The organism is Ruegeria sp. BHSC037 (assembly GCF_059613045.1).
This window is the reverse complement of sequence record NZ_JBXWRT010000011.1, coordinates 42,456-57,971: the sequence shown is the minus strand read 5'-3', so window position 1 is coordinate 57,971 and position 15,516 is coordinate 42,456. Positions and strand designations below refer to the sequence as shown.

General features: G+C 61.4%; 15 protein-coding genes. 9 read left to right on the top strand and 6 right to left on the bottom strand.

The genetic code is table 11. The annotated features are described in order from the left end of the window. Window positions 1-108: 108 nt before the first annotated feature. The 5 genes from AC2FMN_RS12110 to coxB form a co-directional block, all read right to left on the bottom strand. Window positions 109-924 carry a cytochrome c oxidase subunit 3 gene (locus AC2FMN_RS12110; protein WP_496681436.1) on the bottom strand — a complete coding sequence of 272 codons (816 nt, stop codon included), beginning with the start codon at window positions 922-924 and terminating at the stop codon, window positions 109-111. Window positions 925-946: 22 nt separating this feature from the next. After that, window positions 947-1,522, bottom strand: coding sequence for a cytochrome c oxidase assembly protein (locus tag AC2FMN_RS12105; RefSeq protein WP_496681434.1), 576 nt, complete (start codon window positions 1,520-1,522; stop codon window positions 947-949). Next, window positions 1,522-1,683: a cytochrome c oxidase system small membrane protein gene (locus tag AC2FMN_RS12100; RefSeq protein ID WP_170587672.1), complete on the bottom strand. Its 162-nt coding sequence runs from the start codon at window positions 1,681-1,683 to the stop codon at window positions 1,522-1,524. Before AC2FMN_RS12100 ends, AC2FMN_RS12105 begins: the two co-directional genes overlap by 1 nt. Then, window positions 1,680-2,636 carry a heme o synthase gene (gene cyoE, locus AC2FMN_RS12095; protein WP_496681431.1) on the bottom strand — a complete coding sequence of 319 codons (957 nt, stop codon included), beginning with the start codon at window positions 2,634-2,636 and terminating at the stop codon, window positions 1,680-1,682. Before cyoE ends, AC2FMN_RS12100 begins: the two co-directional genes overlap by 4 nt. Before the next feature lie 82 nt (window positions 2,637-2,718). Then, entirely contained in the window at window positions 2,719-3,630 is a 912-nt protein-coding gene (gene coxB / locus AC2FMN_RS12090; RefSeq protein WP_496681428.1) for a cytochrome c oxidase subunit II, read from the bottom strand. A gap of 176 nt (window positions 3,631-3,806) precedes the next feature. On the opposite strand from coxB, the gene tldD reads away from it, so the two are divergent. The 5 genes from tldD (at window position 3,807) to AC2FMN_RS12065 (ending at window position 10,796) form a co-directional block, all read left to right on the top strand. Then, window positions 3,807-5,228, top strand: coding sequence for a metalloprotease TldD (gene tldD / locus AC2FMN_RS12085; RefSeq protein ID WP_496688425.1), 1,422 nt, complete (start codon window positions 3,807-3,809; stop codon window positions 5,226-5,228). A 226-nt stretch (window positions 5,229-5,454) separates the two neighbouring features. Further along, window positions 5,455-6,591: a DNA-processing protein DprA gene (dprA, locus tag AC2FMN_RS12080; protein ID WP_496688423.1), complete on the top strand. Its 1,137-nt coding sequence runs from the start codon at window positions 5,455-5,457 to the stop codon at window positions 6,589-6,591. Between the two features lie 144 nt (window positions 6,592-6,735). Beyond that, complete coding sequence (topA, locus tag AC2FMN_RS12075) at window positions 6,736-9,351, top strand: type I DNA topoisomerase (RefSeq protein WP_496688421.1); 2,616 nt, start codon at window positions 6,736-6,738, stop codon at window positions 9,349-9,351. Window positions 9,352-9,465: 114 nt separating this feature from the next. Next, entirely contained in the window at window positions 9,466-10,170 is a 705-nt protein-coding gene (locus tag AC2FMN_RS12070; RefSeq protein WP_040634234.1) for a CoA transferase subunit A, read from the top strand. After that, on the top strand, window positions 10,170-10,796 hold the full coding sequence (locus AC2FMN_RS12065) for a 3-oxoacid CoA-transferase subunit B (RefSeq protein ID WP_490361858.1): 627 nt from the start codon (window positions 10,170-10,172) through the stop codon (window positions 10,794-10,796). The genes AC2FMN_RS12070 and AC2FMN_RS12065 overlap by 1 nt, the downstream gene beginning before the upstream one ends. A 49-nt stretch (window positions 10,797-10,845) precedes the next feature. Here the strand turns inward: AC2FMN_RS12065 and AC2FMN_RS12060 are convergent, their stop codons facing one another. Next, window positions 10,846-11,712: a lytic transglycosylase domain-containing protein gene (locus tag AC2FMN_RS12060; protein WP_496681417.1), complete on the bottom strand. Its 867-nt coding sequence runs from the start codon at window positions 11,710-11,712 to the stop codon at window positions 10,846-10,848. 352 nt (window positions 11,713-12,064) lie between these two features. Between AC2FMN_RS12060 and AC2FMN_RS12055 the strand changes: the two genes are divergently transcribed. From AC2FMN_RS12055 to AC2FMN_RS12040, 4 genes are all read left to right on the top strand, one after another. Next, on the top strand, window positions 12,065-12,307 hold the full coding sequence (locus AC2FMN_RS12055) for a Flp family type IVb pilin (protein ID WP_496688419.1): 243 nt from the start codon (window positions 12,065-12,067) through the stop codon (window positions 12,305-12,307). A 227-nt stretch (window positions 12,308-12,534) separates the two neighbouring features. Beyond that, complete coding sequence (locus AC2FMN_RS12050; RefSeq protein WP_496681412.1) at window positions 12,535-12,771, top strand: Flp family type IVb pilin; 237 nt, start codon at window positions 12,535-12,537, stop codon at window positions 12,769-12,771. Between the two features lie 232 nt (window positions 12,772-13,003). Further along, window positions 13,004-13,885 (top strand): Flp pilus assembly protein CpaB, encoded by an 882-nt coding sequence (gene cpaB, locus AC2FMN_RS12045; RefSeq protein ID WP_496688417.1) that lies wholly within the window; start codon window positions 13,004-13,006, stop codon window positions 13,883-13,885. Between the two features lie 207 nt (window positions 13,886-14,092). Then, complete coding sequence (locus AC2FMN_RS12040) at window positions 14,093-15,502, top strand: type II and III secretion system protein family protein (RefSeq protein WP_496688415.1); 1,410 nt, start codon at window positions 14,093-14,095, stop codon at window positions 15,500-15,502. The last annotated feature ends 14 nt before the right edge of the window (window positions 15,503-15,516 follow it).

Below are 15,516 nucleotides of genomic sequence, written 5' to 3'. Positions count from 1 at the left end.
GCACGGAAATGCAACCGTGCAATTGTACGGGGCGCAATCCCATGCGCCCCTGATCGAGAAAAAGCCGCCCCGAGGGGCGGCTTTTGCAATTCGACAGCCTCGCGGGCGTTACATCAGCGGTGCTTGGCCCCAAATGTAAACCGCGAAGAACAGGAACAGCCAGACGACGTCGACGAAATGCCAATACCAGGCAGCCGCCTCGAAGCCGATGTGTTTTTCCGGAGTGAAATCGCCCCGCATCGCACGGATCAGACAGACCGTCAGGAAGATGGTGCCGATGATCACATGTGCACCGTGGAAGCCGGTGGCCATGAAGAAGTTCGAATAGAACTGGTCGCCGCCGAATTCCCATCCTTCGTGGGCCAGCAGTTCAAAATATTCATAGGCCTGCAAAGCCGTAAAAACGACCCCAAGAAAGATGCCGATTGCCAGGCCCTGGACCAGTGCCTTGCGGTCATTTTCGTGCACCAGGGCGTGGTGTGCCCAGGTCACGGCACAACCCGACAGCAGCAGGATCAGCGTGTTGATCAGCGGCAGGTGGAACGGATCCACCGCGTGGATATCCGGCTGGACGTATTCAGTACCGGCATACTCGTACATCGGGTACATCCGATGCTTGAAGAACGACCAGAACCAGGCAAAGAAGAACATCACCTCGGACATGATGAACAGGATGAAGCCATAGCGTAGACCGATGCGCACGACCGGTGTATGGTCACCGGCGCGGCTTTCGGCCACCACGTCCGACCACCAGCCGAACATCGTGTACAGAACCGCCACAAGACCGGCCCAGAACACGAAGGACGTCACTCCGTGCATCCACAAGACGGCTCCGAACAGCATGACGAAGCCACCGATCGAGCCGATCAGCGGCCAGATCGACGGGGCCAGAATGTGGTAATCGTGGTTTTTTGCGTGTGCCATCAGCGTCCCTCACCTACAGGCGTTAGTTCGTGTTTGTTTCTGCCTGCGCATCAAGGGCGGCATAGCCCTCGGGCAGGTCGATTTCGTAGAATGTATACGACAGCGTGATCGTATGAACATACTGAGCTTCGGGGTCTTCCACCATTTCGGGGTCGACGAAGAAAGTTACGGGCATTTCGACCCGCTCACCGGGCTCCAGAACCTGCTCTTCAAAGCAGAAACAGGCGATTTTCTGGAAGTATCCTCCGGCGGAATAGGGCGTCACGTTGTACGATGCCTGTCCCGCAACTGGCTTGTTCGTCGGGTTGTACGCCTCGTAGAACGCCAGACCGGTCTCGCCGATACGCACCTTCATCTCGCGCTCGACGGGCTTGAACTCCCACGGCATGTCTTTGGCCTTGGACGCGTCGAAGCGAACGGTCACCACACGGTCGAGGATCTCATCAGGCGTGGCCTCAGCCACTCCGGTGGTGCCCCCGAACCCGGTGACCCGGCAGAACCAGTCGTAAAACGGCACAGCCGCCCAGGCTAGGCTGCCCATCAGAACAACCAGACCAACGGTCTGCGCAACGGTCTTCTGCGGTCCGGTCAAAGCCATCAGTTCTGAACCTCCTCGGTGGACACACCGAAATCGCTGCCCGAGACCTTGACGATGGTCAGGCCGAAGATGATCACGATGAACGCCGCCAACGTCAGCCCAACACCCAGGTTGCGGCCGAACCGGCGCTGGTGCAGCTCATGGCTTTTGCGCAGGCTCATGACCAGCCTCCCAACCCGTAGGGTTTCAGCAACGCCTCGGCGAGAATCGCGCCGAAATGCAGGAACAGGTACAGCAGCGACAGCTTGAAAAAGCTGCGCTCGACCTTGAAATTGTCCGCCTCGGCATCGTCTTCGGTGCGACGCGAGATGGCCCAGGCCCCCTGCAGGAACAGCGCGTTCAAAACTACGGCCACAGCCAAGTAAATCGGGCCACCGATGCCCGAGAAAGCAGTGCCCACGGCCAGCAGGGCCAGCAATGCGGTATAGACTAGGATATGGGTCCGTGTGGCGCGGCGTCCATGCGTCACTGTCAGCATCGGCACGCCCGCGTCGTCATAATCCGAGCGCATGAACAACGCCAGCGCCCAGAAATGCGGCGGTGTCCACATGAAGGTCAGGGCAAACATCAGCCACGGTTCGAGCGTCATCGAACCCGTGGCGGCAACCCAGCCAATCACCGGGGGAAACGCTCCCGCAGCGCCGCCGATCACGATATTCTGCGGTGTCAGGCGCTTGAGCCACATCGTGTAGATCACGACATAGAAAAAGATGGTAAAGGCAAGAAACGCGCCCGCGAACCAGTTGGTCGCCAAGCCCAGCATGATCACCGACAGGCCCGACAGGGCAAGGCCCAGCGCCATCGCCTCGCCGGGTTCGACCTTGCCCGACGGGATCGGACGACCCTTGGTGCGCTTCATTACCTTGTCGATATCCGCATCCCACCACATGTTCAGTGCACCCGAGGCGCCGCCGCCGATGGCGATGAACAGGATCGCGCAGAACCCGACGAAGGGGTGCACGGACACAGGTGCGGCCAGCAGCCCCACCAACGCGGTGAACACGACAAGCGACATCACCCGCGGCTTGAGCAGCGCGAAATAGTCGCCAAAGCCGGCCTCGTCCGCACGGGGTTGTGCGGCAAGTGTGCTGGCATTGATGCTCGCGTCAGTCATGACAGGTCCTTGTGGTGCGAAAGCTGCGCGAAACCCGCGCAGCCTGTCCTTGGTTTCGATCGGGCCTCAGGCCCTAAGGCGGTCAGTTCGCAGCGATCTGGAACGACGCGGGCAAGCCGGCATATTCTTCCTGCGCCGATTTCAGCCATTCCTCATAGGCTTCTTCGCTGACGACCTTGACGGTGATCGGCATGTAAGCGTGGTCCTTGCCGCACAGCTCGGAACACTGACCGAAATAGATGCCTTCCTTGTCGGCCTTGAACCATAGCTCGGCCAGGCGGCCCGGAATACCGTCCTGCTTGACGCCAAAGGCCGGAATCGTCCACGAATGGATCACGTCGGCCGCGGTGACCTGCATCACCACCACCTTGTTGACGGGCACCACGACGGCGGTGTCGGTGGCCAGCAGCCACTCATCCTCGCTGTAGCCGGCATCGGCCAGCTTGGCGCGCATCGCGTCATCAAGAACGAACGGCGTAACTTCGGCATCGGCCGGACGGGCGCTTTCGTCCAGGGTGGCGGGGTGCCCCAACAGATAGCTGTCGAAGGCAAATTCGTGATCGACATACTCGTAGGTCCAGTACCACTGGTTGCCGGTCACCTTGATGACGACGTCACCCTCGGGGATTTCCTGCTGCTTGAACAGAACCGGCAGCGAGAATGCCCCGATGAAAACCAGAATCAGGATCGGGCCCAGGGTCCAGGCGATCTCGACCGGGGTGTAATGCGAGAATCGCGCCGGCGTCGGGTTTGCACGCTGGTTGTAGCGCACGATGCAATAGACCAGCAGGCCTGCGACCAGCAGACAGATCGCGGTGATGATCACCAGAATCATGCCATCAAGGCGTTGAATCCCTTCGGCCAGGCTGGTGGCCGCGGGCTGGAAACCCATGCCGCCGTCGACCGGCTTGCCGATGATCTCAAGGTCCTGAGCCATGGCGGGAAGGCTGGAGAGGGCTGCGAACACCCCCGAAAGCATCAAAGCATTCTTCATTTTCTGTCCTGATCGTTTGATCTTTGCGTCTCTGGCGAACAGGTGTGAATCGGTCACACCTCTCCCGTTGTCTTTGGCCGCGTTAAAAACCATATTCCGGGGGCTAGATAAAGCAAAATGCTTGCGTCAAACAGACGCTATTTTTGATCTGGATCAAATCCGAAAGGCCGCAACCAATGACTCACGCCCCGTTTCGCCCGTTCGAAACCGTTTTGCCGCAAGACGAGGCGCTGGCCGTGCTGCGGTCAGCCACCGATGGCGCCGAGGACGGCGAGCTGTTCGTCGAGCGCCGAAAGTCCGAATCTCTTGTCTTTGATGACGGTCGTCTGCGGTCGGCCTCGTACGATGCGTCCGAGGGGTTCGGCCTGCGGGCGGTTCAGGGTGAAGTAGCAGGATATGCCCATTCTACCGACGTATCCATCCCGGCATTGAAACGCGCGGCCGAAACCGCGCGGCTGGCCGTCGGGGATGGTGGAGGGACACTTGCCGACTCACCGCGAGCGACGAACAAGAAACTGTACACCGACGAGGACCCGATCGAATCCGCCAGCTTTCCGGTCAAGATCGAGACCCTGCGCCAGATCGACAGCTTCGCCCGCGACCTTGATCCGCGCGTTGTTCAGGTAAGCGCGGTGATTGCCGCATCGGTTCAGGAGGTCGAGATCCTGCGCCCTGACGGGACCCTGGTGCGCGACGTGCGCCCGATGACGCGGGTCAATGTCTCGGTCATCGTCGAGCAGAACGGCCGCCGCGAGAGCGGTTCGGCCGGCGGCGGCGGACGGGTCGGGCTCGACGGGCTGCTTGATCCGGCCGATTGGCAGGACAAGGCCCGCGAAGCCTTGCGCATTGCCTTGGTCAACCTTGACGCCGTTCCAGCTCCGGCCGGCGTGATGGAAGTCGCACTGGGCCCCGGCTGGCCTGGCATCCTGTTGCACGAGGCGATCGGCCACGGCTTGGAAGGAGATTTCAACCGCAAGGGCAGTTCGGCCTTCGCCGGGCTGATGGGGCAGCGGATCGCCTCCAAGGGCGTGACCGTGGTGGATGACGGGACCATCCCCGATCGCCGGGGCTCGATCACCGTGGATGATGAGGGCACGCCCAGTTCGCGCACCGTGCTGATCGAGGACGGGATCCTGACCGGCTACATGCAGGACCGCCAGAACGCGCGCCTGATGGGGGTGACCCCCACCGGCAACGGACGGCGGCAAAGCTATGCGCACAAGCCAATGCCGCGCATGACCAACACGATCATGCTGGGCGGCGATGCCAACCCGGCGGATCTGGTTGCCGAGATCAAGGACGGCATCTGGGCCGTGGGTTTCGGCGGCGGCCAGGTCGACATCACAAACGGCAAGTTCGTGTTCAGCTGCACCGAGGCCTACCGGGTCGAGAACGGCAAGATCGGCGCCCCGGTCAAGGGCGCGACGCTGATCGGCGACGGCCCGTCGGCGCTGAAGCGTATCCGGGGTCTGGGCAATGACATGGCGTTGGATCCGGGTATGGGAACCTGCGGCAAGGACGGCCAGTGGGTTCCGGTCGGTGTGGGCCAGCCCACCGTTTTGATGGATGGCCTTACCGTGGGCGGGTCTGCCGCCTGAGGCGAACCACGGTCAGTGCGGCCTCGGCTCGGTTAACCGGGGCCGCCCTTCCAAACATTTCGCACCCGCGCGGACGCCAGGCAGGAAAAAAATTTTCGTTATCTTTTCAATATTATATCGACAATCACGCCTAAAACACTCGCCTTAACTCCTAAAATTTTTCGAGATTCACGCGCTGTTAACCCGGCCAGCCGTAAACCAGTTCTGCAATCAGGCGGAGCCACGGATGACCGAAGAGCAGCAATCTTCCATTCACCCCCCACTCCCACCCACCACGGAAGAGGACCGGTTTTCTTGGCTTCGTCTGATGCGTTCGCGCAAGGTCGGCCCGGCCACGTTCCGGCGCCTGCTGCACGAACATGGCTCGGCGCAGAATGCGCTGGCCGCGCTGCCGGAAGTGGCACGCGCTGCCGGAGTCAAAGGGTATGAAACATGCCCACCCGGCGTGATCGAGGCAGAGCTCAAGGCCGCAAAAGCCGCCAAAGCGCGGCTTTTGTGCCTTGGCTCGGCTGACTACCCCTCAATGCTGGCGGACTTGTCCGATGCGCCCCCCCTGCTTTGGGCAATTGGGGATACGTCAATCCTGCATCGGAAGATGATTGCCCTTGTCGGGGCTCGGAACTGTTCGTCGTTGGGCGCACGGATGGCCCGCGCACTGGCAGACGGGCTGGGCGCACAAGGCTATGTCGTGGTTTCGGGGTTGGCGCGGGGAATCGATACCGCTGCCCACAAGGCCGCGTTGGAATCTGGAACGGTCGCAGTGATGGCCGGTGGTGTCGACGTCATCTATCCGGCCGAGAACACGGATTTGGCCCGCGATATAGCGCTGCGGGGTCTGCGCCTGTCCGAACAGCCCATGGGCGTCACCCCGCAAGCCCGGCATTTTCCCCGTCGCAACCGGATCATCTCGGGCCTGGCGCAGGCGGTGGTGGTGGTCGAAGCCGCTGCCAAATCCGGCAGTCTGATCACTGCGCGCGACGCTCTGGACCAGGGGCGCGACGTGTTGGCCGTGCCGGGCCATCCGTTCGACGCGCGCGCGGCGGGGTGCAACCTGTTGATCCGCGAAGGCGCCACGCTGGTGCGATCGGTCGACGACGTGATCGAAGCCCTGCCTCCACAGACGACCGATCTGTTCGATGCGTCCGCTGCCCCGCAGCCCGCTCCGGATCACGTGCATCCGATTTCGACCGACGACTTGCAGGGCATGATCCTGTCGCGCCTTGGTCCTTCGCCGGTGGCCGAAGACCAACTGATCCGGGACGTGCAGGTTCCGGCCAGCGCCGTCGGCCCGATTCTGGTCGAACTGGAGCTGGCGGGGCGCATCCAAAGACAGGCGGGCGGGCTGTTGTCTCTGGCCGTCTGACCCGGGTTCGATTTGTCGTTTCACCGGCTCGCAGCGCACCGGAATTCGGACGCGCAATACAGTGCATTGACAAATCCGCCTTGCCCTCCACATCTTGCACGGCCATACATGCCGCCCAATCCGTCGAGCGAGGTTTTAGACTAAATGCCTGTAGTTGTTGTAGAATCCCCGGCCAAGGCAAAAACGATCAACAAATATCTCGGCCCCGACTACACGGTTCTGGCTTCGTACGGCCATGTTCGCGACCTGCCTCCGAAAGACGGATCGGTCGATCCGGACCACGATTTTTCCATGAAATGGGAGGTCGCCGCCGATAGCCGCAAACACGTCAAGGCCATCGCGGATGCGCTCAAGGATGACAACGCGCTGATCCTGGCCACCGACCCCGACCGCGAGGGCGAGGCGATTAGCTGGCACCTGCAGGAGGCGCTGACCAAACGCCGCTCGATCAAGAAGGACACCGAGGTTCGGCGCGTGACCTTCAACGCCATCACCAAGGATGCGGTGACCAAGGCGATGCAGAACCCGCGCCAGGTCGACATGCCTCTGGTCGAGGCGTATCTGGCCCGGCGCGCGCTGGACTATCTGGTCGGCTTCAACCTGTCGCCGGTTCTATGGCGCAAGCTGCCCGGCGCGAAATCGGCCGGACGCGTGCAATCGGTCTGCCTGCGCCTGATCGTCGAGCGCGAGATGGAGATCGAGGCGTTCAAGCCCGTCGAATATTGGTCGGTCAAGGCGCTGTTCGAAACGCCGCGCGGCCAAACCTATGAGGCGCGGCTGGTCACGCTGGCCGGCAAAAAGCTGGACAAGCATGACATCGCCAACGCCACCCAGGCCGAACTGGCAGTGCAGGCCATCACCAGCCGCGCGCTGAGCGTGACCTCGGTCGAGGCCAAGCCGGCCGCGCGCAACCCCAGCGCTCCGTTCATGACCTCGACCCTGCAGCAGGAAGCCAGCCGCAAGTTCGGTATGGGCGCGCGCCACACGATGCAGGTAGCCCAGCGTTTGTACGAGGCCGGGCACATTACCTATATGCGAACCGACGGCATCGACATGGCGCCCGAGGCCGTGGCGGCCACGCGGGACGCGATCAAGGACCGGTTCGGTGCCGAATACGTGCCGGACAGCCCGCGCATGTACAAGAACAAGGCCAAGAACGCGCAGGAAGCGCACGAATGCATCCGGCCCACGGACATGACCAAGGATGCGGCCGCCCTGAAACTGTCGGATGACGATCAGCGCAAGCTGTACGATCTGATCTGGAAACGTACGATCGCCTGCCAGATGGCGGCCGCGCGGCTGGAACGCACCACCGTCGAAATCGGCAGCGATGACGGTCAGGTCGGCCTGCGCGCCACCGGTCAGGTCGTGCTATTCGACGGCTTCATGCGCGTCTACGAGGAAGGCCGCGACGATGTCGAGGACGAGGATGACAAGCGCCTGCCCCAGATCATGCAGGGTGATCCGGCGCGCTTTGCCAAGACCACGCTGAAGGATCAGTTTGACAAGGCTACCGCCGACGGCGCGGACAAGAAGGCCATCCTGTCGGACAACCAGACGGTTCTGGCGCTGCAACGCCACACCCAGCCCCCGCCGCGCTATACCGAGGCGACCCTAGTCAAACGGATGGAAGAACTGGGTATCGGGCGACCCTCGACCTATGCCTCGGTCGTCACCACGATTCAGGACCGCGGTTACGTCCGCAAGGACAAGAACCGCCTGATCCCCGAGGAAAAGGGCCGGATCGTCACGATCTTCTTGCTGAATTTCTTCCGCCAGTATGTGGGATACGAATTCACTGCCAACCTCGAAGAGCAGCTGGACGAGGTGAGCGCCGGCGCCCGCGACTACAAGGACCTGCTGTCCAAGTTCTGGCGCGATTTCTCGGCCGCGATCGCCGAGACGTCCGAGTTGCGGATTTCAGAAGTGCTCGACAAGCTGGACGAGGCGCTGGCCCCGCAGCTGTACCCCCCGCGCGAGGATGGCTTGGATCCGCGCATCTGCCCCAAATGCGGGGTCGGACGGCTGCATCTGAAAACCTCGCGGACCGGCGGATTCGTGGGCTGCGGGAATTACCCCGAATGCACCTATACCCGCCCCATCGCCGGTGAAGGAGCCGAGGGCGAGGAACGTCTGCTGGGCATGGATGGCGAGGATGAGATCTGGCTGAAATCCGGACGCTTCGGCCCCTATGTCCAGCGCGGCGAAGCCACGCGCGAGAACAAGAAACCGCCGCGCGCCTCTTTGCCGAAGGGCTGGAACAAGGATGCCATGGACCTTGAGAAGGCGCTGACCCTTCTGAGCCTGCCGCGCGAGATTGGCGAACACCCCGAGGGCGGTATGATCAGCGCCAATTTCGGGCGCTTCGGTCCCTATATCATGCACCAGCTACCGGACGAGGCGAAGCCGGTCTACGCCAATCTCAAGGATCCCAACGACGTGTTCGAAATCGGCATGAACCGGGCCGTCGAACTGTTGGCGGAAAAGCGCGCCAACCCCGGGCGGCGGGGACGGGCTGCGGCCAAACCGCTGAAGGAACTGGGCGAGCATCCCGATGGCGGCGCGATCCAGGTTCTGGACGGGCGCTATGGGCCTTATGTGAAGTGGGAAAAGGTCAACGCGACCCTGCCCAAGGACATCAAGCCCGAGGACGTTACGCCCGAAATGGCGGTGGAACTGGTCAATGAGAAGGCGGCCAAGAAAGGCACCCGCAAAAAGGCCGCGCCCAAGAAGAAAGCCACCAAGAAGAAAGCTGGCTGATCCCGGCCCCCGCGGGCGGTTAGGTAGAAATACCACCCGCCCGCAGGTTTCATTGACTTCCCAATGACGTGGCGGCACAACCTGCCCATCACCATGTCATTGGGGGAGTTTTCCATGAAGAAAGTCTATGCCAATGCCACCGAGGCCCTCGATGGGATACTTCGGGATGGCATGCTGATCGCGGCCGGCGGGTTCGGCCTGTGCGGCATTCCCGAATTGCTGCTGCAGGCGATCAAGGAGTCGGGCGTGAAGGATCTGACCTTTGCCTCGAACAACGCAGGCGTCGACGATTTCGGCATCGGCATTCTGCTGCAGACGCGGCAGGTCAAGAAGATGATCAGCTCGTATGTCGGTGAGAACGCCGAATTCATGCGCCAGTACCTGTCGGGCGAGCTTGAGCTGGAATTCACCCCACAAGGTACTTTGGCCGAGCGCATGCGCGCCGGCGGCGCGGGTATCCCGGGCTTCTATACCAAGACCGGCGTCGGCACCGTGATCGCCGAGGGCAAGGAGCACAAGGAGTTCAACGGCGAGACCTACATCCTCGAGGAGGGGATCTTTGCCGATCTGGCCATCGTCAAGGCATGGAAAGCCGACGACACCGGCAACTTGGTGTTCCGCAAGACCGCCCGCAACTTCAACGTGCCGGCGGCGACCTGCGGCAAGATCTGCGTGGCCGAGGTCGAAGAGATCGTGCCGCGAGGTTCGCTGGATCCCGACTGCATCCACCTGCCCGGCATCTATGTGCACCGGGTCATTCAAGGTCAGCACGAGAAGCGCATCGAACAGCGCACCACCCGCAAGAAGGAGGAAGCGTAATGCCCTGGGACCGCAATCAGATGGCCGCGCGTGCGGCCGAGGAACTTGAAGACGGCATGTATGTGAACCTCGGCATCGGAATTCCGACGCTGGTGGCGAACTATGTGGGCGACAAGGACATCACCCTGCAATCGGAAAACGGCATGCTGGGCATGGGCCCCTTCCCCTATGAGGGCGAAGAGGACCCCGACCTGATCAACGCCGGCAAACAGACCATCACCGAACTGCCCCGCACCGCCTATTTCGACAGCGCCACGTCTTTTGCCATGATCCGCGGCGGCAAGATCGCGGCGGCGATTTTGGGCGCGATGGAGGTCGACGAGAAAGGCGATCTGGCCAACTGGATGATTCCGGGCAAGCTGGTCAAGGGCATGGGCGGCGCGATGGACCTGGTGGCCGGGGTCGGACGGGTCATCGTTGTGATGGACCACACCAACAAGCACGGCGACAGCAAGGTGCTGAAGGAATGCACCCTGCCGCTGACCGGCAAGGGCGTGGTTGACCGCATCATCACCAACCTGGGCGTGCTGGACGTCGTCGAAGGCGGCCTGAAGATCGTAGAACTGGCCGATGGCGTCACCGAAGAAGACATGCGCGCGGCGACCGAGGCGACCATCGTCGCTTGACCCGGTTGGCGTTGGGAATTGAAAAGGCCCGCGATTGCGCGGGCCTTTTTCACTTCATGGTCTGAAACACGCAACCGTCGGAAACAAGATCGGGAGGTGTGGCGCACAAGGCGCGGGCGACCTGGAACGCCGCCAGCACCTTGGGCACATAGTCGCGGGTTTCAGCGTAAGGCGGCACGCCATTGTGCTTGCGCACCGCGCCCTCGCCTGCGTTGTAACCGGCGAGCACGAGGATCGGATCGCTCCCGAACTCTCCCATCAACCAGTCGAGATATTTCACGCCACCGGCAATGTTCTGCTCCGGCAGCATGCTGTCAGTCACCCCGAACCGCTTGGCGGTGGCGGGCATCAGCTGCATCAACCCCTGCGCCCCGGCCGAGCTGACGGCCGTCTCGCGTCCGCCGGACTCCACCGACATCACCGCCAGCACCAGAGCGGGCGATACCTTGGTGCCCACGGTCGAGCGCAGGATATCCACGCCGCGCTGCTCGACGATGCGCTGCAGTGTTTGAAGCCGCGGCGAAGCGACCCCGACCGTTGCCAGCGCCTGAAGCGCTGGATCCAGCCTTCCCGGACCAGCCTGGGCCATGTCAGGCGAAATCCTCGCCCAGAAGGCCTTGTATGCACCTTCGGGCGTTTTCTCGGGCTGGATCTGCGGAAGGTTGGCCGCCGGTACTTTGGTGCGGGCAATGATGTCGGGCACGACAAGCGTGGCGCCTGTGCTGGGGGCCGACGGCGCCTTGGCATGTTCCTCGGCCGATATCTGGACGGTGACATGCGGGCGCGCACCCGGTTTGGGCGCCTTGATCCGTTTGTAGACGCCGCGCGGTTCGATATCGGTGGCCTGGGCCGGTGCAACGAAAGCTGCTGCAAACGCCAATACGCCGGCGCATGTCAGTACGCTCGGGATTCTCATCTTGCCTGCCTCATCTTCTTTTGGCGTTGATTTGTTACGCGAATCCGCGCTGCGGGCCAGAAAAACCACATGAATTGGGGCGTTTTTGCCTCATTTGCCGCAATTTTGCATCGGAACGCTCCCCGCCCCGAAGATATGAGAAAATTTTTTTTGTTATAATTCAGTGCGTTGAAAGAAAAATGACTAAAAAGTTAAGCACGCGGAAGAAAATCATCTGTTTGGCCCAAATCCTGCCATGCGGGCAGGGCAAACATAATGCCATACCGAGACGGTCATGAGCAGACTGAGAGAGGACGCTCTGGAAAGACCCCGAGGTTTTATTAGCTTAGTGATCCTTTAGGAGGGACGTAACATGATCAAGCTCTTCAAAAAATTCCGCAACGACGAAAGCGGCGCCGTGACTGTTGACTGGGTCGTTCTGACCGCGGCCGTCGTGGGCCTGGGCACCGTTGCCTACACGCAGATCTCGGGCGGCGCGACCGGCCTGGCCACCAACGTGAACAGCGCTCTGAGCGGTGCAACCGTTTCGACCGGCACCAACGCCGGCGCAACCGGTGGTATCACCACCGCAGGCACCGGCACCGGCGGCAGCTAAGCCCCGAAACATGCATTCTGGGCCGCGCCAAACTGGCGCGGCCTTTTTTTTAACCAAAACGTAAGACTTCGTGTGTTGAACCGAGCATAGTTCCCCGCCCGGCCAACCTGCTGTCCGCCATGGACGGGCAGCCGGGTTGCACGAGGAGAAGAAAGCAACGGTATGGTCGGCACCTGCTGCGCGGTTCGCGCAAGACACGGGACGCCGACGGTTAAGAGGTATACGCCATGATTCGAGTTGCAAGTGATTTCATTCGCGATGAAGAAGGTGCCGTCACAGTTGATTGGGTTGTCATAACCGCGCTGGTCGTGGGACTGTCGATGGTGACATATCTGGTCATTCAAACGGCCACCACCAACATGGGTGGCAACGTTGACACCGCTTTGAGCGGTTCAACCGTCAGCACTGGCACCAGCGCTGGAGGGAACGGCGGAATCGTGACCGCGGGCACCAGCGGAAGTTGAGGCCTCGAAACACTTCCCGGGTGAGTCTCGGGCATTGCCAAGGTTGACCAGACAGAATTTCGCGCGGCGCTTTGCTGCGCGGGGACGTCACTTGGAGCGTTTCTCCAACAACCCTGGCGAAAATCCGGAATTTGTCCCACATTTCGACACAATTCCGATTTATCAAATATGCTGTTTCAATGTCTTGTTTGGGCCGATACACGTGCGACCAACAAAATAAAGAGGTGAACGCATGCGAGCTGTTTTTGGACTTGTCCTGATCATCGGGGTCGCCCTAGCTGGTGGCGCGGTGTACATGGCCCGAAATTACATTGCCGAGTATCAAAACGCACTGGCCCGGGAAAGACAGGCGGCTCAAGAGGCGCTCGCGAATGCCAAAGTCGACGTGGTGCCAACCGTGGGCGTCATCGTCTCGACTCGCAAACTGAAATATGGTGAACCGCTGACCGCCGAGGATGTGCGCGTGGTCGAATGGCCCGAAAACGCGATTCCCGAAGGCACGTTCACCGACATGACCGCGCTGTTCCCCGAAACGGGCCAGAACGAGCGGTTCGTTTTGCGTGCGATGGAAAAGGACGAGGCCATCATGGCGGTGAAGATCACCAAACCGGGTGAACCAGCCGGCCTGACCTCGTTGCTGGAAAAGGGCAAACGCGCCTTTGCCATCAGTGTGGACGTGGCCTCGGGCGTTTCGGGCTTCCTGCGCCCCGGGGATGTGGTCGATGTGTACTGGACCGGGTCGTTGCGGGGCGCGGTCGAGGGCGCGAACGGCGAGATCACGCGCCTGATCCAGCCGAATATCGAATTGATCGCCGTGGACCAGACGGCCGGTTCCGACGTGACGGGCACGACCATTGCCCGAACGGTGACGGTGGCCGCCACCCCCGAACAGATCGCGGCGCTGGCGCAGGCGCAAAACACCGGGCGGCTGTCGCTGGCTTTGGTGGGCGTACAGGATGAAACCGTCGCAAGCGCCATCGAAATGGACCAGCGTAAGCTGTTGGGCATCAAGGAGAGCGCACCAGCTCCGGTCAAGCAAGAGGAGAAGGTCTGCACCATTCGGACCCGCCGGGGCGATCAGATCGTAGAGACGCCGATCCCCTGCACAAACTGATGCTTGCTCAATAGCTTGCCAGCCAAATTCGGAATGAAGCCGCGCTTTGTGCGCGGCTTCTCTCGTTTTGGTTGTTGCCCATTCTCCACATAAGGAAAATTCCGGAAACCCTTGATTATTGCAATAAAACCCGAATTCGCGCACAGTTCGCCATCATAGGGCAACAGACCCACAAAAAACTGAGTGGTGATCGGAGAGGCAGGTCACATGACATTTCGTTCCTGGATTGGCGCAACCCTTTTGGGGGTAGCGCTTGTTACGAGCCCGGCCGGCTTCGATGCCGCTTGGGCCGAAAATCTTCGCGTGGTCAAGAAAGGTACGGCGGAAACGCTGGATGTGCCGATCAACCGCGCCATCGTAGTAGAAAGCGAAACACCTTTCGCGGAGCTCAGCATCGCGAATGCGGGCATCGCGGATATTTCGTCGCTTTCGGACCGCACCATCTATGTGTTGGGCAAGGCGCCCGGCATGACGACGCTGACCTTGTTCGACGGCGCCGGCAATCTGATCACCAATGTGCGTGTTCGGGTCGCACCGGACGTGACCGAATTCAAAGAGCGCCTGAAGCAGATTCTGCCAAACGAACCGATCGAGGTGCGCACCGCCAATGACGGGATCGTGCTGTCTGGCACGGTTTCCAGCTCGGCCAAGCTGGCGCGGGCACTGGAACTGGCCGAGCGCTACGCCCCCGAACGCGTATCGAACCTGATGAATGTCGGTGGTGTGCAGCAGGTCATGCTGAAGGTCCGCTTTGCCGAAATGAACCGCTCGGTGGCCAAGAACCTGTCAGCCTCACTGGGCTTTGGCGGCGGTGACGTGACCGGCGGCATCAACACTCTGAACAACCAGGGCGCCCTGACCAATGCCTTGGCCAACAACATTCCGGTGGCCCAGTCCAATACGGGCGCCATCCTGTTCGGCTTCGGCGCGGGGTCGACCCAGGTTCGCCTGCTGCTCGAAGCGCTGGAAGCCAAAGGCTTGGCCCGCAGCTTGGCTGAACCGAACCTGTCGGCCCTGTCCGGCCAGGAGGCGACGTTCCTCGCCGGTGGCGAGGTTCCGATTCCCGTGCCGCAGGATGACGGCGTGGTTGCCATCGAATACAAGGCCTTCGGCGTCGAGATCGACTTTGTGCCGCGGGTCGTTGACGGTGACCTGATCAACCTCGAGATGGCCGCGTCGGTGTCCAGCATCGACACCAGCTCGAACTTCACCATCAACGGCGACAACGTTCCCAGTTTCATCACGCGCCAGACCAGCACGACGGTTGAACTGCGCGACGGGGAAAGTTTTGCGATCGCGGGCCTGATCCAGGACGACTTTACCGACCTGAGCAATCAGATCCCCTGGCTGGGCGACGTTCCAGTGCTGGGCGCATTGTTCCGAAGCGCCGAATACCAGCGCGAGCAGAGCGAACTGGTGATCATCATCACCGCGCATCTTGTGTCGCCGACGCGCGGCGAAGCGCTGGCCTTGCCCACGGATCGGGTCAAACCGCCAAGCGAATTCGACCTTTTCGTCAATGGTCGTGTAGCCCGCACCGAGCGCACGGGCAACGGCGCGGCGTCGGAAGTTGCCAAACAGGATTTCGGCAGTTCCTACGGCTATGTCCTGGACTGATAGGGAGGACAGAC